Origin of the sequence: Candidatus Erwinia haradaeae, assembly GCF_900698955.1 — a bacterium.
GTDB classification, from domain to species: Bacteria; Pseudomonadota; Gammaproteobacteria; order Enterobacterales; family Enterobacteriaceae; genus Erwinia_E; species Erwinia_E haradaeae_G.
Genome location: NZ_LR217720.1, coordinates 277,397 through 299,739, shown reverse-complemented (window position 1 = coordinate 299,739; position 22,343 = coordinate 277,397). Strand labels below are relative to the sequence as shown.

Sequence of the window (22,343 nt, the reverse complement as noted above, 5' to 3'; positions counted from 1 at the left end):
CTTATGTCATTACTCTTTATAAATTTAACAAAGTCTAAACATGCTACCTTCGTCACGTTTTTACCTGTACGTACGATATAAAGTGTATCTTTTATTAAAAATATATTTAATGTATATATAGAACGGTAGGATCATCAATGATGTATAGTACTCATACTCTAAGCAGTAGATAATTTTATTACAAAAAGACAGAACAATACTGATAGATAAACATACATGTAGAGTCTAGTAAACATCTTACTATTGCATTAATGAATCATGCATTATGTATTAATGTTTGTAAAATCATTATATTGCATTAACTCATCCTCATCATGAATAGAAATAGAGTGAGTACTTCTGTGAACCATACAATACGACCTCTTAATATATCATGAAACATACGACTGGTCGCATCTTCTACATAGAGTATTTTAGCAATCTATATGTCGATTACTGAATAAATGCCACTGCTATACTCTTATGAGGTGTGTATGTTGCTTGCATAAAATTCCTGATACCATTTTACAAAACGGCGCACACCTTCTTCCACTGAAGTTAATGGTTGAAAACCAATGACCCGAATTAAACTACTAATATCTGCGCTAGTTGCAATCATATCACCAGGTTGTCGTGGTAACATCTTAATAGTTGCAACTTTTCCTAATGCATTTTCTAACGCCATAATATAAGTCATTAATGTCACCGGTTGGCCCCTTCCAATATTATAAACCCGGTAAGGTGCTGTGCTACTAGACAACTGGCCATTTTCAGCTACCCACTCTTTATCTATCGTTGGGATTATGTGATGCAATGCCATAATCGCCTCTACTACATCATCAATATAAGTGAAATCACGCTCCATCTGTCCATAATTATATATACTGATCGCTTCATCTAAAAGAATAGATTGAATAAATTTAAATAACGCCATATCTTGGCGCCCCCATGGGCCATATACAGTAAAAAAACGCAAAGCAGTAGTAGGGATACCATATAAATGAGAGTAGGAGTGGGACATCAACTCATTCGATTTTTTAGTAGCTGCATATAAAGAAAGGGGGTGAGTTGTGTCATCGTTTACAGAGAATGGCATTTTATGATTTAAGCCATATACTGAACTAGAGGAGGCATATAGAATGTGTTCAACGTGATATTGACGAGCACCCTCTAAAATATTCAAATACCCTACAAGATTAGCGTGAACATAAAGAAAAGGATTTTCAAGGGAATAACGCACACCTGCCTGGGCGGCTAAATGTATAACACGCTGCACCATATGAACTCGAAATAAATCTATAATCACCTCACGATTCGCGATATCTTCTTTAATAAAAGTAAAATTATTATAGTCACTAATAATTTTTAAACGAGCCATTTTTAAATGTATATCTTGATGATAGTTATTTAAGTTATCCAGTCCAATCACTTCATCACCATCTTCAAGAAGATGCTTAGTGACGTGAAAACCAATAAATCCTGCTACACCAGTAACTAAAAATTTCATATTATCCTCATCAAGATAGATTGCAAAAGATACCCCACCATATTACATAGGATGGAAACTACGATGATTGTGCATGATTAAAAAATAATTTTACTATATTATACAGTCCATTTGCCATCTAAAAAACTTTGTATTCGATATAAGATTATTAAAATTTCTTTAAAATACCTGCGCATGTAAATCATAAAAGAAAAACTCTATAGATGTGCATCACGTCTAACTGCGCTTTCAATCGCCATTCTCACATCCTGTGATACCAGATCAAAAAGAACAATACAAATATTTTGAGTATGCATCTCCTGTATATCATTAGACCCTATGGAATCTTTTATATATCCTGCATCGTATATTGCACAAATTATAGACGTTAACAGACTCTGATCACAAAAATCTAAAGCACGCATACAGCACAAAACAGAAAGAATTTGTACTATAATGCTACTCTTTTTTACAAGACATTTACGAGTAATGTTGGGATAATGCATCAAAATTGAGAAAATAATAGTGTACAGCTGTAAAATGTCGCATATACCTGCAGCTAATAATGTTAATTGATCGCTACCACCCTCTCTCACATTAATAACGCCTTGATCTTCTCTAACTAATTCTTGACGTACTAGTTCAGATACTAAAAGATCCAGTACGTCAGGTAACTCATCTAACTGCCAACGTAGGAATAGTTCGTTTTTTAACATAGGATAGAGAATACTAACTTGACGACATAACTCAATGCGATTTACTTTTTTGTGCTTTATGATAATAGTGGCAATCAATGATGGTATTACCAACATATGGTAAATATTATTACGATAATAGGACAACAACCTCACAGACTCTCTCGGCAGAATAACCGCCTGACCTAGACTATCTTTTTGTAATGTAAGTTTTTTCATGCGCAATGCATGTTCTATCAATTCTTGAGCGGACATATCTGGTATGGTAGCATCGGGCGAATAAGGTACATTGTGTAATAAATCTAAGTAACACTCTAGTTGTTTAGTTAATTGTTGACGACTTAAAGAATGTTCCTGAGACGCTAACACCGCAGTCACAGATAAGTTAATGGCATTTGCTGCTGCTGCGTTATTAATACGTATCATGATCTCTTGTGCAATATTATGTGCAACTGGGGTAAGCCAAAATGGGTGTTGCAAAGAGTTTTGATTAATACACTCACGCCACTCTGGTATGCGCTGATCCAGATAATTCACTAATGATAATGGCTTTCCAAAATTTATATAGCTTTGACCAAAATTACGTAAACGACCTAATCCACGCACCATGGATATACACCCCTCTTTCTTCTTAGTGGCACCACGTAATTCATTTGTATACGCGCTTACTTCAATGATATGTTCATAACCGATATAAATAGGCACTAGAGAAATTGGACGATGACCTGCACGTAACATAGACTGCAAAGTGACTAAAAGCATACCAGTTTTAGGAGATCTTAGATACCCACTACGCGAACGCCCGCCTTCTATAAAATATTCGACTGAATGACCACGCTGCAATAGCTCTCCTAGATATTCACGAAAAACCATCGAATATAATTTATTACACCTAAATTCACGTCGAATAAAAAATGCTCCTAAATAACGGAAAATCATGCCTACTGGCCAAAAATTTAAGTTAATACCAGCAGCAATATGAGGCAAAAACAACCCTTGATGATAGAGAATATAAGAAAGTAACAAATAATCCATATGGCTTCTATGGCAAGGTACATACACAATAGTATGTCCACTTTGAGATAACTGCAGGACACTCTGACTACCACGAATCTTAATACCCTGATAAAGTTTTCTCCACACCCAACTCATCAGATAATCTGTAAAATAAATTGCTATACAGGAGAAATTTGCACTAATCTCTTTTATTAAAAATAAAATATTTTTTTGAACGATTTTTGGAGAAATATGTTTTTTATTTGCTTCTTCTCGGATGACATGAATGATCACCTTAGACTTTAATAATTTTTCCAACAAATCACGACGTGCTAATAGATGTGGGCCTACAGTTACTACACGCTCTCGGATAAAATATATGTGAGCTACACGGATTAATTTATTGATAATGTCGCTGTTATACCCATGTTTAATTATTATATCACGTATTGATATTTTTGGTAAAAAACGTATTACACTATCTCGACCCCAGAAACATACTGAAAAAAATTTATAGAACCCAAATAATTCTAAATATCTCTTAGTCCTAGAAGTCGTATGTCTTTCTCGACCAGGAAAGCGCCCAAATATTATTGAAACAGGGACTACTTGAATATCAAGTTCAGAATAACAATCATGTAAAACTACGATATCATTTAATATTTTAAGTGATGACAATTTCACCACACGAGCAGCACAAGTGGTGATAAAATCCTGAAGATACATATAATGCGGAAAAGTGTGTCCAAAAATATCCAGAGGTTCTAGTGGATCAGGTAAATCTATTTGAAGACATTGTTCTCGTAATGTAAACAGATCAATCTTGGAGTGATCAAGAAGGAGGTACATCATAGGGCGAGTTATATCAATATCAAGTGTGGAAATTACATTATTGGGGAAAATCTGACTATGCACAAAAATTTGAATCAATTTATTAAAGAAAAAATGACCTGAGCGACCACCAATGAACATAGATTACACCAAGCCTCTTTCAGTAAAATACAAGATACTCATACACAAAACTAATAGTATTATACTTGCTATATTAAATACATGAAATCTTTGGTGGCTAAATCATATAGCATAAATTATATCATAAAATATAGAAATAAAGTAGATTTCTTATATTCATTTATTATTTTCATAATAACATTGTAAATCAAGACCAAGTAGTACGTATCATTTTTCTATGGTGCTAATACAAACTATTATAATATTTCTTAGTTTACGCTACTAAAAATATACTCTAAGATGATAGTAATACCACAAGGAAACGTTGATACAAAGTGAGTATTCGAGAGATATCTTGCATATATGAGTCTATCTCCAGTCCATATCTTAATGGAAATATTAAAAATATTGTAGCAATTAACATAAAACAATATACCTGTCATAACTATCTCTAATATTTACTATAAAACTCTCTGCGTTAATAGAATATAATAATATTAAGATAGATCGTTAACACTTCTCATTTACCTCCAAAGATGATTAATATGTAGTGCATAAAGTATTGACATGTCTACAAGATCTTCGTATATATAATGTAACATCGTATTATTATTGATGTACCATAATGAGACCATGTATTAAAATACTACAAGCATATCCGTACATTTATGCACTACAATAAATTCATTAAGCATATACTATTGTTTTCTTACCTCATGGATTTTTTGGCTTGTATTGGCATACAAGTATATTTAAATACCATCACACATACCTCATTCTATTGGAAAATATAGTGATGATGATCAACATATTACTACGTTTTATATTATTTTCTATATTAATGCTATCGTATATTACGGATATCTTTTAAAAAACAATATAATACATTGCTTGCAAATGTACGCACTAATATTATAGTACCGATGGTCCTTTAACATGCAATAAACCCCCTCCCTTATTAAACTGAATCCTTTTATTACAAGAAAATAACGTATTTTATATATAAAACTCTATAGTTTACACCTACAAAAACAATTGTTACATATTTTTATATCGGCTATGATTACACTTACTGTTCTTTGTGCTATGCATTATGTAACTCTTAGTTCACTATCATAAAATTATGCTCTTCACTCATATCTTATACATGATCGATATTCACATAAAATAATAACATAAATTTAAATATAAACCTTACTTCTTCATCAACATTACTTATACACATAAAATATGATGATACTCTAGTATCAGAGTATATTATTGTTACTTCTAGTACAGTATTTATACATGTCTATGCGTCTTGAGTACTGATTATGATAAACAAGCATATTTTTCACGTTCACAAGTGTATATAGCGAGTTTAATATATATTAATAATATACCTCTTATTATAAAAATAAAATACTGGAATCTCCGAATAATTGCATAATTATATATTATACATAAATAAAAAAATCAGGACAGAATATAGTAAAGTATTTATTTTGACTATTACTATAAAAATAAGATAGATATTATCTCAATTTATCTGCAAATATTAATAAAATAACACATAATATTTTGTGCTATTCAAAGCATAATATCTTATAGATATATATCCTGATAAAATCTAACAAGAATATAAGAATCCTGTGTAATCGATAGAAAAACTAATGAAATAGAGATAATAAAATAAACTAACTCATAGTATAAAACATTAATATTTTTAATATCTATATATTTTACTTCCTATAGTAATAAATAAAAATTAACCTTTTCTGTATGAATCTCAGGCACATATGAAAATTTTTATTATATAGCGTATCTTTGTCAGATCGTATACATCTTAAATAATAATAATCATACATATAGGCTGAATACATGTATATGATCTTCATCACCTTACCATTAAGCCATATGCTACAAAGTAGAATAGGCGTGGTATAGATAAAATGCGATATGCTGTACTTCATGCTGCACTTCTAGTATCTCAATATGGGCAAAAACTGCGAATAAATCATTATTATTACAACTAACCTCTATCGACTTACTTTTCCTAAACAATCTCCAAAATGGTAAAAAGTTTGAATACAACCCCTGCATAAAATAGCATATAACTGAACTAAACCTTGTGATCGTCCTGAATACATCATACGATATGTTGTCACATATGACGTGACATCATATAGAACATCAATGTAAAAATGTACAAAAATAGTATATGATGAAAATTGGAGAAGCGTGAATGGATAGATAAAAATAAAATCCTGCTAATATAGGACGGTTGGTACAGGGAAGTGATTGTCAATCACTCTTAATTATTATATTTTATATACAAAAAATCATTTAATATAAAATATGATACTCCAATATGTTTTTACTTATTATATAATATATTATAAGTAGAAAAGATTATGATGAGCTATGTAAAATCCACAATATTTTATACTGATACCTAACATGCTAATATTTCACTATCGTATACTAAATCTAGTGAGCACTAGATTACTACAAGCCTATAAAAACACAATAATTATTTAAATTATGACTTCATTTGACCGCCTATCTTATATCTACTATACCATCATGTATGATTAATAATAAAATACATCATCTTATAAAAACAATTTATTTTTTTAAAAATTTCTTTTTAAGAAATGCTCTACTTTAATATCAGTAATTATGCAATAATAAAATATTCAAAATATATGCAATAATATTGCCAGTGTCTTTATCTATATGTAAAAATGTAATAAAAATATTGCATGTGTGAAATATAAATCAAATTTTAATTTTATTGATTTGCAATATGTTCAATATTACGCACTCTTTTCCTTATACCTTATAAAATTTTAAAAACATAGCATTGGTTATTCTAAAAAAGACAACTAACTATTCTTTCAAGTTATGATCACTTGTAAGGGTTAAATGATCTGCATTTGAAAGATAACACGCGTAAAAATTATACATACAGAAACAGTCCGTAAATACGTGATTATAGTACTTATGTTACTTAGTATTCTAAAACTTGAATCTCTCCAAATTGAGTAACACGAAAACGATGCTGACAAAAAAATAAAAGAGGATCATCTTGCTGGCTATCACTATATCCGCTTTCTAGTTGTAAGGGCTCCCCGATTCGCTTAATTAATTGTTTAACTTTTTCATCTCCCACACACCTTGTAATTAGTATACGACCTCCATAAGCTCGCGCCATCTGACTAGCAATCAGCATAACGCGCGGAAAAAAAATCGTGTCACAATAAACCATTTCTACTAAGGATTTTGGTGAGCCAGTAATTAACCAGACATCAGTATTATCATATTGCAAATATTCTATGAGTCGTTGACGCACTACTTGAAAAGGCGTTAAGCGTTTGCAGAACCAACAAGTAAATTGCTTTTCTCGCTTCAACAACATAGACTCACTATGACCAAAAGTCACTGACCATAACACTACACTAACAGGCCAACGCGTTGTACGACCCTGGATGAGTAGTCCAGCTCCAACAAAAGGCAACAATGGTAAAAGTACAAAAATATTTAACATATGCCGCCATAATAACCAGTATATAAATGCACTAAATATATCCTGTTGATGCAAAGTACCATCAAGATCAAAAAAAACAATACGTCGCTTAGGATGAGCGATCAAAAACTATACCTCGCTGACTCTACACGCCTTGTTAAGTGGTTTTTAGTAATAGAAAATATATAAGGAGGTGTATTGGATACACAGTACATGCATGTAAGCCCCTTACTGATCACCTCTAATATATATTTCTATGATATCTCATACTAGGTTCATAAAGGATTAAACATTAAATAAGATTGAAACATAATCTGTCATTAGTACTCTCTCGCTCGTTATACCATATCTGTTTTCAGAATTATCAAGATTGGAACGTTGTTCAGATGCTCCCTTTCATTCAATGTTAGGTGTGGCTTACTCTGTATACTTTGGATACATTATAAAAATTTAAATAAAAACGATCTATGCTAATTCTACAGCACAACATTGTATTATGAGGGCATTATCTAACAATAATGATAATACCTTACAGATAAAAACGAAACCCCTAAACTATAATCTTTGGATCCTGATGCTGCTCCAAATGCAAAAAAAAACAAAAAAATATTCTTTTATATCTATACCTCTTTCGAATTCCTAATCCGGAAGATTATATTTTCTTTGTGCAGCATCTGTAATCAGCTTTTGAAGTTCACCTTTTTGGAACATCTCGAGAATAATGTCACAACCACCACATAACTCACCACAAACCCATAACTGAGGAAAAGTTGGCCAATTAGCATATTTTGGTAGTACCGCACGAATGTCTGGGTTTTGCAGGATATCTATATAAGCAAAACGCTCTCCACACGCTGTTAGTGCCTGAACGGCCTGAGCTGAAAACCCACAACTGGGTGATTTAGGAGAACCTTTCATATACAGTAAGATAGGATTTTCTATAATTTGGCGTTGAATGATCTCAACAGTATTCACGATACCCTCCTAAAAATAATATTCCATACTCGATTTCTAGAACTAATTCCCATGTCATCTCTCACAAATTAATATTGATATCATCGTCCTAAGCTATATTGCACGGATACCCATATAAGATACCCATCTAAGCAAATTTATATCTTTATTACAATAGATTATCTATATTATCTTAATGTATTCAAAATATCCTATGTGTGGTATATACTTATATGCTTACAAGTAACACTTGGGATATAATACATATACCATACACCTTACAAGACATGCACAAAACTACACAACAGGAGATAGTTTCTTCATAGTTATACTATGGTTCTAATACTATAGTAGTATAGTAGTATAATAGACTAAATGATGTAGCTGTTAACAGCCACGGTCTCACTAAATCATATACATTCCTTCGATGATGCATCAAATCACGCACACTTACGGTCATTTACGGTCGATAAGGAGAACTAGGTAATGTCTACCCGTCATTCAAATATAATGAAAGCAGTAATCCCCGTTGCTGGTTTCGGGACACGTATGTTGCCTGTAACAAAAGAGGTCCCAAAGGAAATGCTACCACTGGTAGATAAACCATTAATTCAATATGTTGTGCATGAGTGTATTTCTGCTGGTATCCATGACATTGTTTTAGTAACAAATTCCTCTAAAAAATCTATTAGACAATACTTTGATTCTAACATTGAATTAGAAACCATTTTAGAAAAACGGAAAAAACAAAAAATACTAAAAGACATACAGTCTATCTGTCCACCATATGTTACCATTATGCAAGTTCAGCAAGAGCTAGCACAAGGACTTGGCCACGCCTTAAGTTGTGCATGGCCAATCATTGGATATAATCCGGTGACTATCATTTTACCAGATGTTGTGCTAGACCAATACACATCTGATCTATCACAAGATAACCTAGCCGCAATGATAAAAAGATTTAATCAAACCCATTATAGTCAAATCATGGTTAAACCAGTCAATGATGTCACAAATTATGGCGTAGTTCATTGTTTAGATAATCAATTCAAACCAGCTAACCATTCCACTATAGTTGATGTTATAGAAAAACCTATCCAACACAAAACACCATCCAATCTAGCAATAGTAGGTCGCTATGTACTTTCTGCAAAAATATGGCCGTTACTGACTCAAATCACTCCAGGGAGAAATAGAGAAATTCAATTAACAGATGCCATTGCCTTGCTAATAAAACAAGAAAAAACAGAAGCTTATTTTCTAAAAGGTGAAAGCTATGACTGCGGCGATAAACTTGGTTACATGCAAGCGTTCTTTAAATATAGCATGCATCATAAACTACTAGGTAATAAATTCCAAGCTTGGTTGCATAGCACACAATGTTAACCATGCAACGATAAATCTTTAATTCTCTTCTCAACATAGAGAATCATGCAGCAGAAATAAAAAAACTGTTATGACGGAACATTTTAATTTTCTTCTTATAATGTTGTATTTTTTACACACGTTTTATATTTCCGAGCGTCCGTCTGCAAAGCCAATCCTACTCGATGACGCAGAGAGTTCACAGAAAGTAAATCAAGTTCCCTCCAACATCCACGTACTAGGTTTTTCGGTAATACTACATCCCCATAGCGTATGCGTATCAGACGACTCACCTTTACACCTATAGCTTCCCACAAGCGGCGCACTTCTCGATTTCTACCTTCTAGTACAGTCATATGATACCACCGATTCATTCCTAATCCACCGGCAAACTTCAAGGCTGTACAATACGCTAACCCATCATCTAACATCACGCCATTACGCAGAAGATTAATACACTTATCGTTAACAAACCCAAACACCCGTACTGCATACTCTCTTTCCACCTTGTAACGCGGATGCATTAAGCGATGGGCTAATTGACCATCAGTAGTAAATAGTAGTAAACCTCCAGTATTTATATCTAAACGACCCACAGAAACCCAACGTTCTGTATGTAATGGCGGTAAATGATCAAATACCGTAGCCCGTCTGTGCAGGTCATGACGACTGCATAACTCTCCCTCTATTTTATAGTAAGCTATGACGCGACATTTTGTACAAAATACATCAGTACATACTATCAACTGATCATCTATGTAAATATGCAGTGTCGGGTTCCACTGTACTCTCTCTCCCAAACGGGATAACTTACCATTAATACTAATACGTCCAGCTTGAATCATTCTTTCTATTTCACGTCGCGACCCACACCCAAAACGTGCTAAAAATTTTTGTAATTTTTCGCTCATAAAAATCCCTTTATAGGCCCGTTTGGAAAAACTGAATATAAAATTATGATAGCGATATATAAATATATGCAATGACATACCAACTTAGTCCATTGATTGAAACATCATTACAAATAATAATTAGGAGGTAACAATAGAATATGGATACAGGTAAGCACGAATTTCCTGTTCATAGATTACTTTATTATACTATATAGCTATATCATTATCACATGTACATTTGCTCTTCTATGAACCAAACATCATGTTGTGCTCACACTTGCAATTCTCACATGTACTCCAAGACCTGGAAGACATATTACATTATATCATTATAACCTATCCGCATGTAATCATCATTTCAGTGTTATCTTGTTGGTAAAGGTGAAGATGCGATGCACTTACACAATGTGATTATAAATGCAATGTATAAAGTGCATGTACTACCACCACAATGATTATACTATCGATGTAATTTTTTAAAGATCAAATCAATAAGCTGCAACGCTTCCTGTTCTATTTGATTACGATGTTTAATCCCCACAAGGCTCTCACAATAAAGTTTATAGGAATCTTCTGTACCAGACAGGCGTAAAGCAAACCATCCATTATTTGTGATTACTTTTAATCCACCAATAGATGCTCCATTCCCTGGCGCCTCTGTTAAACAAGCGCGAATAACTTCACCTGCTAACATATGAGCACCCACTATATTAGGTGATAAATGCATTAATGCTATTTTTTGCATAGATGTCACTGGACTTTGTAAGCGAATATAACTTGATTCACCAAAGCGTTTAGCGAGCATATTATAGTACTGTTGCGGATTTTTACCAGTCACTGCGGTAATTTCTGCGGCTAATAGGCACATAATAATACCATCTTTATCAGTGGACCATGGTGTACCGTCAAATCGCAAAAATGAAGCACCGGCACTTTCTTCACCGCCAAAACCTAAACTACCCTCAAATAAACCGTCTACAAACCATTTAAAACCCACTGGTACTTCTACCAATTTACGACCAAGATCTTGCACCACGCGATCTATTATCAAACTAGAAACTAGTGTCTTACCGACCGCGACCTCTTTGTGCCACTTCGGTCTATTCTGAAATAGATAATGAATAGCCACTGCCAAATAATGATTAGGATGCATAAGACCAGAAGGAGTAATAATACCATGACGATCATTGTCTGGATCATTAGCAAATGATAAATCAAATTTATCACGTAGCGCTACTAACCCAGTCATTGCCGAGTGTGATGAACAATCCATGCGGATTATACCATCATAATCCAGGTGCATGAAACGAAAAGTTTGATCAATCACATCATTCACAATAGTAAGATCAAGATGATAAAAATCCGCAATACGCTGCCAACATGCAATACCAGCACCACCTAGTGGATCCACACCAATTTTTAAATTAGCCTTCTGTATGGCTGGTATGTCTACTATATATAATAAACCTTCAATATAAGGTTGGAGAACATCCTCTTCTCTAATATGACCACTACCCCATGCTTCCTCTAACGTCATTCGTTTGACTTCTTTTAAACCATTCTGAATGAGCGCATTAGCACGCGCCGATAAGCGTTGAGTACAACTAGTGTGTGCTGGTCCACCATTTGATAAGTTATATTTAATACCACCATCTTCTGGCGGATTATGGGATGCCGTAATCACAATGCCGTCAGCTTGTAAGCCCCCACATTTATTGTGTTCGATAATTGCATGAGAGATAGCAGGTGTTGGCGTGTACCCATTATCTTTTTGTAAGATAATATCTACACCATTGGCAGACAATACCTCTAATACCGAGATCATTGCTGGTTCCGACAGTGCATGTGTATCTTTTCCTACATAAGAAGGACCTGTCACCCCATTTTTAATGCGCTCTTCAGCAATAGCTTGTGTAATCGCTAAAATATGTGTTTCATTAAAGCTGTAACGCATAGCACTTCCACGATGCCCAGAAGTGCCAAACTTCACCGCGTGCTCAGCATAGCCAGTCTTCGGCCGAAGAACATAATATTGAGAAGTTAATTGCGCTACATTCACTAAATCACTCTGCCGGGCCCGTTGCCCAGCCCAGGAGCAAGATCCCATAGGTTCTGCTTCCTCATGCTAAATATTACAGGGGAGGTGGGATGTATACATTTATCGAATCTCTGCAGAGCTCACTTTATAACTAACTGCCCATCAAATATTATTTATTCATAAAAATTACATGCTGATGTAAAACTCTATATTGACAGACGGCATTAACATGTATACAAAATACATACTAAATCTCTACATACAATTAGATATGATGCGCTCGGATATTATTATATTGATAATATCACTATATGACTGATTGTTCATTATTGCCAACAAATTCTTGAGTAATCCGCTGGGTTGTATAGGATAATGTCCTACCTCCGCTGCTGTTGGCAAAACATTAAAAATGATGATTTTATTACACTTTTTCGTTGTTCGTACACACATATGTCATATGCTACTATGGAAAAATGCCATATCATGGTAGATGTGGCTCTGTAGTTGATATGACATCCTAATATTTTCTGCGCTACCAATAAAGGAGAATTCGAACATTTCTTGCGATAGGGGTACGGGAAATACTTTACAACCCATTATATTTTATCATTATCATAGTAGCTATGTAAGCATTTTCAATGAATTATAATGTATATATATATTATTTTCAATACTACTAAATCATCATTAATCTTAGGATGCTTATAACATAATTTTATATTTAAAAATTAGTTTATAAAATCATATCATACATATGATGTCATATATCATTACCGTGATATGCTGACTCAAATACATGAACTTTCATATCAGTGACATTTGTTTTCTTCCGGAAAATGTAATCATAATTGCAAACATATATGGCGATACTATCGATCATACCTTTATTTTCTTGTAATGTACTACACACTCTTATTTGGTACAAGACTATTAATACATAATTAATAATTAATAATTAATAATTAATAATTTACATATATTTTATTCATCCTTCCTTTTCATATGATTTTAATAATAATGCAAGATGCATATTTCTTATCATGTCTCGCTATAAAATATCAATAATAGAACTTATATTCTATAAAAATATATGATATTTATAATATGATGACGTACCTTGAACACATGCAATATAGAATGTAAATTAATCTTAATAAGATATTTTTATTACTATATTATGAAAAATAATTAATTAATATGCATATCTAATTTCATATACTGCTATATGAAATTTATAAACTCATACCTGTACTGCAAGCACAACGCCTAATACACAGGATGATGAAACATAAGTGTATTACTATCATACTCAATACATCACATTGATAGGTAAAATGTATATAAAAAAATTTTTACATATAGATTTAAAGGATAAATCCTCTTTTATAACTTATACGCTATGCGTATATATATTATAAATATAATCAATATTATAACATAAGGTGCAATCATTATAATATAGACTTTACAAAATAGTATTTATTGTAAATAATATATTTATATTATCATTATAAAAATATTTATTATTATAACTGAATTCCATTAAACAATGAATTTTATGATAAAAATAAATAATAAACAAAACAAATAATATTAAAATGCATCAACTAAAATAACCAAACTTGAATTATAGCATTTTAATATTTACATCTCACAGTGCAACTATATCGCCTATAATAAAATACACACTAAATAAGATTATTTTGCGTAAAAATATTTTTCATATATCATTAATAAAACCACTATAAAACAAATTAAGAAAATTCTGGAATGTTTCTCTATCATCTACTTACTTATTATAGCATGAATGAATATTCCATGCGATTTATGTTAACTTCTTCTATCATAGTCCCAAAAACTAAAAATATTTAAGATACACATTCCAATCTATATATCATACGTATAATTTATAAAACCCTAAAATAGAACTATCATTCTTTATTATAGCCCTCTATGTATATTTATTATAATTCTATTCCATATCTCTATTCACTCGCTTAAAAGTGAAGGATGCAATCTCATGATATATAATGTGTTCATGCACTAAATGCTCGTAGAGTAATAGTCTATTTTCTTAACATAATATAGTATATTGAAATCACTAAGATACTGACCACATACATGTATGTATCCATACACATTGTATTGCAAATCGGTGTATTACATGAGTATTAAAATAAAATGTATACTTCTGTTGCATCTCACCACGTATTTTCACAAACATTATAAAGGTAAAAATAGTAAGTTTATGACTATTAGTACACTATTACTAAATTGACAAAATCACATTATATAAAAATTATTTTATACTATCCTAGTATATTTTATGACTTATAGATGGGAAGTTTGATTATGAAAATACTTCGATTTGCAATAGTACGACAGAGATATCGTCTTGATGGCGGTGCAGAAAAGTTTATTACTTCTGTGTTAGAGGCACTTTCACTTTTAAAGATGATCAATCTTAACATTATTACCCGTGAATGGGAGCATAAAACAGAAGCACACTGGAAGATACATCTATGTAATCCAATCCAATGGGGACGTGTTAGTCGTGAAAGAGACTTTGCAAAAATTGCACGAGCGCTCTGGCATCGTGAAGGTTTTCAGATAGTCCAAAGTCATGAGCGTATTGCCGGATGTGATATATATCGTGCAGGAGACGGTGTCCATACAAAATGGTTAAAACAACGCTGTCGTATTCTACCAATATGGCGACAAAAATTATTATTCACTAGCCGTTATCATCGTCATGTGATAGCAGCGGAACGCGCACTATATCAATCTCCGATACTCAAAGCGATCATATGTAATTCACAAATGGTAAAAAAAGAAATTATCGAAGAATTTGGGATCAGTGAAAATAAGATTCATGTTATCTATAACGCCATTAACACTCAAAATTTTTTTCCAGTAAATAATTATCAACGTGTACAAATCAGAAAAAATCTTTCTTTGCCATTAGGGGTACATATTTTGATTTATGTTGGCTCCGGTTTTGAACGCAAAGGACTGGCGGCAGCCATTCATGCCATAGCAAATACTCATTCTTATCTACTAGTTATTGGTCGGGATAAAGCAGAAAAAAAATATAGAGCCATAGCTAAAAAACTTTGCTGTGCTAACCGCGTCATTTTTGCTGGCATACAGGTAAAAGTACGCCCATGGTATCAGGCGTCAGATGGATTACTACTACCTACATTGTACGATCCATGCCCTAATGCAATTTTTGAAGCACTAGCTTGTGGCTTACCGGTTATTTCTTCCACTACTTGTGGCGGTAGTGAATTTATTTCACCTGGTATAAATGGATATATTTGCGATGCACTAGATATTAGCGCTTTAACAGATGCTATAATTGCATTAACCACCACTGGTAATAGCCAAAGCAGTATCTACTCTCGTGCAAAAGTTATGCCCCTGTCTTCTAAACACTTATCTCAACAACTATTCTCCCTTTATAAAAAAATTCTGGATTAACCTATGCGTATCTTAATGATTATTGATGGCCTCCCTGGCGGAGGAGCTGAAAAGGTCGTCTTGACATTGTGTAAGGAAATGCGTCAAAGAGGGCATTGGATCAGTCTGTTATCACTACGTAATATCTGTCATTACACTTTACCAAAAGAAGTACAATATCAAGAACTGAAACCAAGCACCTACCCATTCTCGTGGAAAAATTTTACGACGCGCTCGCGATTTGCGTATGCACTGAATCAATTCATTTCACTCAATGAAAAAAAAGATGGAAAATACGACCTTATTTTTTCTCATTTATATAATACTGACCGCATTGTCTCTTCCTCTCACATTTGCTCTGATAATATATGGTTTTGTGTTCATGGCATGTTGTCTACTGCTTTCTTAGGACATCGCCATGGACTAGATCGCTGGATCAAAAAACAACAAATTACCCAGCTCTATTCTAATAAAAATATTATATCTGTTTCCCAATCAGTAGCAGAAGATTTAATATTCAATCTTTCTGTTACACCCCGTCGATTATCCATCATTAATAACCCATTTCACATTAACAATATTCTCACTAAAGCTAATGAAGAATATAAGATACCAAGTTCGCCATACCTAATACATGTAGGTCGTTTTCATCCGCATAAACGTCACGATCGCCTATTATTTGCGTATGCAGAATCAAACATTCCCGCCCCCCTAGTACTGGTAGGTTCTGGACAGATACAATACATTAATGAAATAAAAAGACTAGTAGACAAATTAAATCTTGTAGAACGAGTTGTTTTTACTGGTTTCCATCAAAATCCCTATCCTTTAATTAAAAATGCAAAAATGTTAATACTTAGCTCAGACAGCGAAGGATTTGGTAATGTACTTATTGAAGCATTACTTTGTGAAACACCGGTTGTGAGTACGCGCTGTCCAGGTGGGCCTACAGAAATTCTAGAAAAAGTTGGTATGGATCACATGCTAACAGCGTTAAATAGTCATGCGCTAGCAGAAAAAATGCAAGAAGTATATTTCGCTCCACCCGCTCCGGTGGATAAAAAAAAACTAATGATCTATGACGCCACAGTAATTGGTCAACAATATTTAAATCTCGCTATGTAATCTTACATTATACCTCACCTAAACTACCAATCTAGTCTAGAGCACGAAAAACTATGAAAATAATCTCTATCACACAGAATCATCATTCTATTACAGTGTAATTAGTCTTACATACTATTATTCATATAAGTTACTAACCCAACAAACAGTCTCAATAAATATATCATGTAGCATATAGAAATAGCCAACTACATTATATGTCAGCAATACTTTTAAGGAATACGCATAAATACTATTACATCTATAGTGTAGATCTGCCTTGAGCTATATAAATTTTTCTACCCAACGTGATATATATCCTCTAAGTCTTCATACGTATAAATCTTACTAAGCTACACCTCAGATGAAAATAAGATGGATGATATTCACTTCTTTATACATAGAGAGTGATAAAATATTGAGAGATTTCCTTGACATTACAGCGCAGTATGGCAATATCTGATACACTAAGCATTAAAAAATACTTAAAAACTACTTTATTTATATAATCTACTATATTGCATTAATGATGACATCACACAACAATAGATATTCTATCCAAAAATAGAATGATTATACGCTGAATGCTATACCAATAAAAACGATCAAACCAACCCAGTTATTATGGTGAAATGCTCTCAAACAGAGACATTCCTGACGCTTAGCTATTAAGACTTGCTGATATATAAATAATATACATGCAATAAATATTGCACCGTAAAACACATAGTGTAAACCTGTCACAAAACCTACTAATATCAGTAATATTAATACTGCTAACTGTAACATACCAATAATTATTCTATCATAACTATCAAATAAAATTGCTGTAGATTTTACACCAATTTTTAAATCATGAGAGCGATCAGCCATAGCGTATTGTGTATCGTAAGATACTACCCAAAAAAGATTGGCCAAAAAAAGCAACCAACAATTGATAGGAGTGTTATCACTTACTGCTGCCCAAGCCATTGGAATGCCCCAGCTAAAAGATACCCCTAACACCACCTGTGGTAAATCAGTATATCTTTTCATGAATGGATACATACAGGTTAAAGCTAGTCCACATAGAGACAAGTATAGCGTTATCATATTCAAAGTTAATACTAAAAAAAAGGACATCAATAATAGCCCAATAGATAATATTTTTGCTTCTGGAATAGATACCCTACCACTAGGAAGCGGGCGGTCTTGCGTCCGTGGAATATATCCATCAATAGCGCGATCAATTATATCATTTACTACGCAGCCCGCTGAACGCATAAATACCACCCCTAATATAAACACTAAGAGTATTTTAATAGGCGGGCTCTGCATAGCAGATAACCATAATGCCCACAAGGTAGGCCATAATAATAAAAATAAACCACCAGGTTGATTAATGCGCATCAGATGACAATAAGCCCTGAAATTTCTTATTTTTAATAACACGGACTTCAAAATAAAATAAACCCTCTTTGGAAATACTGCTTTCACAAACGTAAACACAAATATTTACTTACTTAACAAGGAAATATGATAGATAATTGCAAACAACTACTAAACATGCTTATAACTCTAATAATAATTAGAAATAAAAAATATATTTATATAAAATAAAATATATGAATACATATAATTATCGATCATACCATTATGAGGATATTTATTTAAACATCCATAAGTATGCTATATATATAATACTGTTATGATATATCATATAGATACTGTATCTATACATAGCATATCATTTCTATATAATACTGCTATTATTACCTATATCTATTATTACCTATATACGTGCCATTTCATTGCACAGGATACTTGCACTACTATTTGATCAATAATACACACGAAACATCGCACAAGTCATTTAAACGATCTCTTTTGTTTTTCTGTATCATCAGTCACTACAAGGCTCATTGAATAAATATGATGTATTTTAATAAAATGATGATACTTACTAATTTCTTATCGAGCATATTACGCGTACTGTCTTAATTCTCACAGTAATAGTGGTTCCTTCTAAAGAGATACAAAATATCTCATAAAAAAATAACTTTAATTATGAATAACTATAAAAGTGTATATCCTTTCTTTTCACTCAATGTAGATCTCAGCTTTAGAAATGCATATATAACCAGCGCTTCTATTTAATATGATACTACATATTTAACTCAAATAATCTATACTGCTTTTGATTTTATGAACTATGATCAATAAGGATCGTCCTGTGATTATAATGTACCGTTACATAATATTGACATCGAAATAAAAAGCAGTCTAATCAATTTCTTCTGCATAACTTAGCGATGACACCACTTAAATTAGTTACTAAAGAAAATATACTACATCTTTATTAGAATATATATCCTACCACTTCACGATCAATGATCATTACACGTTCCTGTATAGGAAATCCTTCTATAGCAGATAAACTATCTGCATATAGAACTTCAAAGAACTAGGTGTATGCTAAAATATTTTCTATACTATAACCTTCTGTGCTATAGTATTGTACTATACTATATTTTTTGATGTATGTTACAGACGACGTGACAGTCCATACGCATCCATTAGACTACACATGCCAAGTCTGTTTATGGAGCGATATTCTGTTAATAGACATATATTAAGTATACTCCTACTCTACTAATCGCTAACAATCTCATTGTAATAGTACAAGCTGTATATGAGGAGAAAAATGCTATATCTTAACAAAGACAAACCTGCTCAATCTCATTACATGGAATTAGTACCCATGGTAATTGAACATACCGCTCGTGGAGAAAGATCTTATGATATATATTCACGACTGCTCAAAGAGCGTATTATCTTTCTGATTGGGTCGGTAGAAGATCACATGGCTAATCTTATTGTAGCGCAAATGCTGTTCTTAGAAGCGGAAAATCCAGAAAAAGATATTCATCTGTACATTAACTCTCCCGGTGGCATCATTACTGCTGGCATGTCTATTTACGACACCATGCAATTTATTAAACCAGACATTAACACAATTTGTATGGGGCAAGCATGTTCTATGGGAGCTTTATTGCTTACTGCTGGTACAAAAAATAAACGCTATTGTTTACCACATGCACGAGTCATGATCCATCAACCTCTAGGCGGATTCCAAGGGCAAGCCTCTGACATTGATATTCATGCGCGTGAGATTCTTAGAACTAAAAATCTGATCAATCAATTGATGGCTCACCATACTGGCCAAACCGTTCATACTATTGATTATGACACAAATCGTGATAGATTTCTTTCAGCTCAAGAGTCCATCGACTATGGTCTCGTAGATTCCATCTTATCTAAACGCAATTGATATCATCTATCATCGTATCAGAACGAATGAATACCTATTATAAAGATATCTGCACATAACACGATCCAGATATTAACCGGATCCTATTCCCTCTTAATGGGATATAAAGAACAATAATGCGAGGTTAATACATGACAGATCAGCGCAAAGACAGTTCAGAACAAATACTGTACTGTTCTTTTTGCGGTAAAAGCCAGTATAAAGTTCGTAAACTCATTGCTGGCCCGTCAGTGTGTATCTGTGATGAGTGTGTAAACTTATGTAATGATATTATCCGTCAGGAAGACGAAGAAATCATCACAGATAAAAATAATAGCGCTTTACCGACACCTCATCAAATTCGCAATCACCTTGATGACTATGTGATCGGTCAGGGGCAAGCTAAAAAAGTGCTATCAGTTGCAGTTTACAACCACTATAAACGTTTACGAAACAATAATACAAATGACAATATTGAAATCGGTAAGAGTAATATTCTTCTCATTGGTCCCACAGGAAGCGGTAAAACGCTTTTAGCTGAGACGATGGCAAAATTTTTAGATGTTCCTTGTACAATAGCAGATGCAACCACTCTTACTGAGGCAGGCTATGTCGGCGAAGATGTCGAAAATATTATCCAACAACTTTTACAAAAATGTGATTACGATGTAGAAAAAGCTCAACGTGGTATTATATATATTGACGAAATTGATAAAATATCACGCAAATCAGACAATCCATCTATTACCCGTGACGTCTCTGGCGAAGGTGTACAACAAGCGTTACTTAAGCTCATTGAAGGGACCATAGCATCCGTACCTCCGAAAGGAGGTCGCAAACATCCACAACAAGAGTTCTTAAATATTGACACATCAAAAATTCTTTTTATTTGTGGAGGAGCGTTTGCAGGCCTAGATAACGTTATCTCACAACGCATAGATAATGGCGTTGGTATTGGATTTAGCGCGTTATTAACACATCAGTCCACAAAACCCACCGAAGGGGAAATTCTAGCGCAAGTAGAGCCAGAAGATCTAATCAAATTTGGTCTCATTCCAGAATTTATTGGGCGCCTGCCAGTACTGGCCACACTGAAAGACCTAAAAGAAGAAGAATTAATTCAAATATTACATAAACCTAAAAACGCCCTCACAAAGCAATATCAAGCGTTATTTAGTCTTGAAGAGGTAGAGTTAGAGTTTAAAGAAGAAGCACTACAAGCTATTGCACAGCAAGCGATTAAACGCAAAACTGGTGCGAGAGGGCTACGATCTATTATAGAAGCCATATTATTAAACACAATGTATGATCTTCCCTCAAGCAATAATGTGCAAAAAGTGATCATTAATAAATCTGTCATTGCTGGTGAAATGGAACCATTACTCACTTATAGAGCTGTAAATACAACGAACTCTCCCAAGGAGGAAGTATTAAGTAATTCCGCATCTTAACAAAACTCTAACACTTAGGTAATTAAGATTGCCTTGAAGATGATGATATGTAAAATTAACGGCTTCCAGAAAGCAAGCAATGCATTGACCTATATAATATACTTTCGAGTAGTCATAACTATAAGTTATAATATTAATCCATTGTACATAAGAGGCCATGCATTTTATTCAGTGA

12 protein-coding genes are annotated in these 22,343 nt (G+C 33.2%); 5 read left to right on the top strand and 7 right to left on the bottom strand.

Going from position 1 to position 22,343, the window contains the following annotated elements:
- Positions 1–460 precede the first annotated feature (460 nt).
- From ERCILAFE3058_RS00915 to ERCILAFE3058_RS00900, 4 genes are all read right to left on the bottom strand, one after another.
- Positions 461–1,486 (bottom strand): NAD-dependent epimerase, encoded by a 1,026-nt coding sequence (locus tag ERCILAFE3058_RS00915; protein ID WP_157989611.1) that lies wholly within the window; start codon positions 1,484–1,486, stop codon positions 461–463.
- 197 nt (positions 1,487–1,683) lie between these two features.
- On the bottom strand, positions 1,684–4,128 hold the full coding sequence (plsB, locus tag ERCILAFE3058_RS00910) for a glycerol-3-phosphate 1-O-acyltransferase PlsB (RefSeq protein ID WP_157989610.1): 2,445 nt from the start codon (positions 4,126–4,128) through the stop codon (positions 1,684–1,686).
- 2,971 nt (positions 4,129–7,099) lie between these two features.
- On the bottom strand, positions 7,100–7,741 hold the full coding sequence (yfhb, locus tag ERCILAFE3058_RS00905) for a phosphatidylglycerophosphatase C (RefSeq protein WP_157989609.1): 642 nt from the start codon (positions 7,739–7,741) through the stop codon (positions 7,100–7,102).
- 513 nt (positions 7,742–8,254) lie between these two features.
- Positions 8,255–8,590: a Grx4 family monothiol glutaredoxin gene (locus ERCILAFE3058_RS00900; RefSeq protein ID WP_414973850.1), complete on the bottom strand. Its 336-nt coding sequence runs from the start codon at positions 8,588–8,590 to the stop codon at positions 8,255–8,257.
- A 465-nt stretch (positions 8,591–9,055) separates the two neighbouring features.
- On the opposite strand from ERCILAFE3058_RS00900, the gene ERCILAFE3058_RS00895 reads away from it, so the two are divergent.
- Entirely contained in the window at positions 9,056–9,955 is a 900-nt protein-coding gene (locus tag ERCILAFE3058_RS00895) for a sugar phosphate nucleotidyltransferase (RefSeq protein ID WP_157989608.1), read from the top strand.
- Between the two features lie 95 nt (positions 9,956–10,050).
- Here ERCILAFE3058_RS00895 and rluB read toward each other — a convergent pair whose 3' ends face one another.
- Positions 10,051–10,845: a 23S rRNA pseudouridine(2605) synthase RluB gene (gene rluB, locus ERCILAFE3058_RS00890; RefSeq protein ID WP_157989607.1), complete on the bottom strand. Its 795-nt coding sequence runs from the start codon at positions 10,843–10,845 to the stop codon at positions 10,051–10,053.
- Positions 10,846–11,287: 442 nt separating this feature from the next.
- Positions 11,288–12,934, bottom strand: coding sequence for a phosphoglucomutase (alpha-D-glucose-1,6-bisphosphate-dependent) (gene pgm, locus ERCILAFE3058_RS00885; protein WP_157989606.1), 1,647 nt, complete (start codon positions 12,932–12,934; stop codon positions 11,288–11,290).
- A 2,283-nt stretch (positions 12,935–15,217) separates the two neighbouring features.
- On the opposite strand from pgm, the gene ERCILAFE3058_RS00880 reads away from it, so the two are divergent.
- Both ERCILAFE3058_RS00880 and ERCILAFE3058_RS00875 read left to right on the top strand, forming a co-directional pair.
- A complete protein-coding gene (locus ERCILAFE3058_RS00880; protein WP_157989605.1) occupies positions 15,218–16,345 on the top strand; it encodes a glycosyltransferase family 4 protein in 1,128 nt (375 codons plus the stop codon).
- Positions 16,346–16,348: 3 nt separating this feature from the next.
- A complete protein-coding gene (locus ERCILAFE3058_RS00875) occupies positions 16,349–17,449 on the top strand; it encodes a glycosyltransferase (RefSeq protein WP_157989604.1) in 1,101 nt (366 codons plus the stop codon).
- A 552-nt stretch (positions 17,450–18,001) separates the two neighbouring features.
- On the opposite strand, the gene ubiA is transcribed toward ERCILAFE3058_RS00875, so the two are convergent.
- Positions 18,002–18,871 carry a 4-hydroxybenzoate octaprenyltransferase gene (gene ubiA, locus ERCILAFE3058_RS00870; RefSeq protein WP_157990051.1) on the bottom strand — a complete coding sequence of 290 codons (870 nt, stop codon included), beginning with the start codon at positions 18,869–18,871 and terminating at the stop codon, positions 18,002–18,004.
- 1,240 nt (positions 18,872–20,111) lie between these two features.
- Here ubiA and clpP point away from each other — a divergent pair.
- Together clpP and clpX are read left to right on the top strand one after the other, a co-directional pair.
- Entirely contained in the window at positions 20,112–20,738 is a 627-nt protein-coding gene (clpP, locus tag ERCILAFE3058_RS00865) for an ATP-dependent Clp endopeptidase proteolytic subunit ClpP (protein WP_157989603.1), read from the top strand.
- 131 nt (positions 20,739–20,869) lie between these two features.
- The gene (clpX, locus tag ERCILAFE3058_RS00860; RefSeq protein WP_157989602.1) at positions 20,870–22,168 is read left to right on the top strand and encodes an ATP-dependent protease ATP-binding subunit ClpX; all 1,299 of its coding nucleotides are present in this window, start codon (positions 20,870–20,872) and stop codon (positions 22,166–22,168) included.
- The last annotated feature ends 175 nt before the right edge of the window (positions 22,169–22,343 follow it).

What these genes read in the sequence shown, in the direction of transcription:
- ERCILAFE3058_RS00915 (WP_157989611.1), bottom strand. Translation starts at nt 1,486, where the DNA reads ATGAAATTTTTAGTTACTGGTGTAGCAGGATTTATTGGTTTTCACGTC.
- plsB (WP_157989610.1), bottom strand. Translation starts at nt 4,128, where the DNA reads ATGTTCATTGGTGGTCGCTCAGGTCATTTTTTCTTTAATAAATTGATT.
- ERCILAFE3058_RS00895 (WP_157989608.1), top strand. Translation starts at nt 9,056, where the DNA reads ATGTCTACCCGTCATTCAAATATAATGAAAGCAGTAATCCCCGTTGCT.
- rluB (WP_157989607.1), bottom strand. Translation starts at nt 10,845, where the DNA reads ATGAGCGAAAAATTACAAAAATTTTTAGCACGTTTTGGGTGTGGGTCG.
- pgm (WP_157989606.1), bottom strand. Translation starts at nt 12,934, where the DNA reads ATGGGATCTTGCTCCTGGGCTGGGCAACGGGCCCGGCAGAGTGATTTA.
- ERCILAFE3058_RS00880 (WP_157989605.1), top strand. Translation starts at nt 15,218, where the DNA reads ATGAAAATACTTCGATTTGCAATAGTACGACAGAGATATCGTCTTGAT.
- ERCILAFE3058_RS00875 (WP_157989604.1), top strand. Translation starts at nt 16,349, where the DNA reads ATGCGTATCTTAATGATTATTGATGGCCTCCCTGGCGGAGGAGCTGAA.
- clpP (WP_157989603.1), top strand. Translation starts at nt 20,112, where the DNA reads ATGCTATATCTTAACAAAGACAAACCTGCTCAATCTCATTACATGGAA.
- clpX (WP_157989602.1), top strand. Translation starts at nt 20,870, where the DNA reads ATGACAGATCAGCGCAAAGACAGTTCAGAACAAATACTGTACTGTTCT.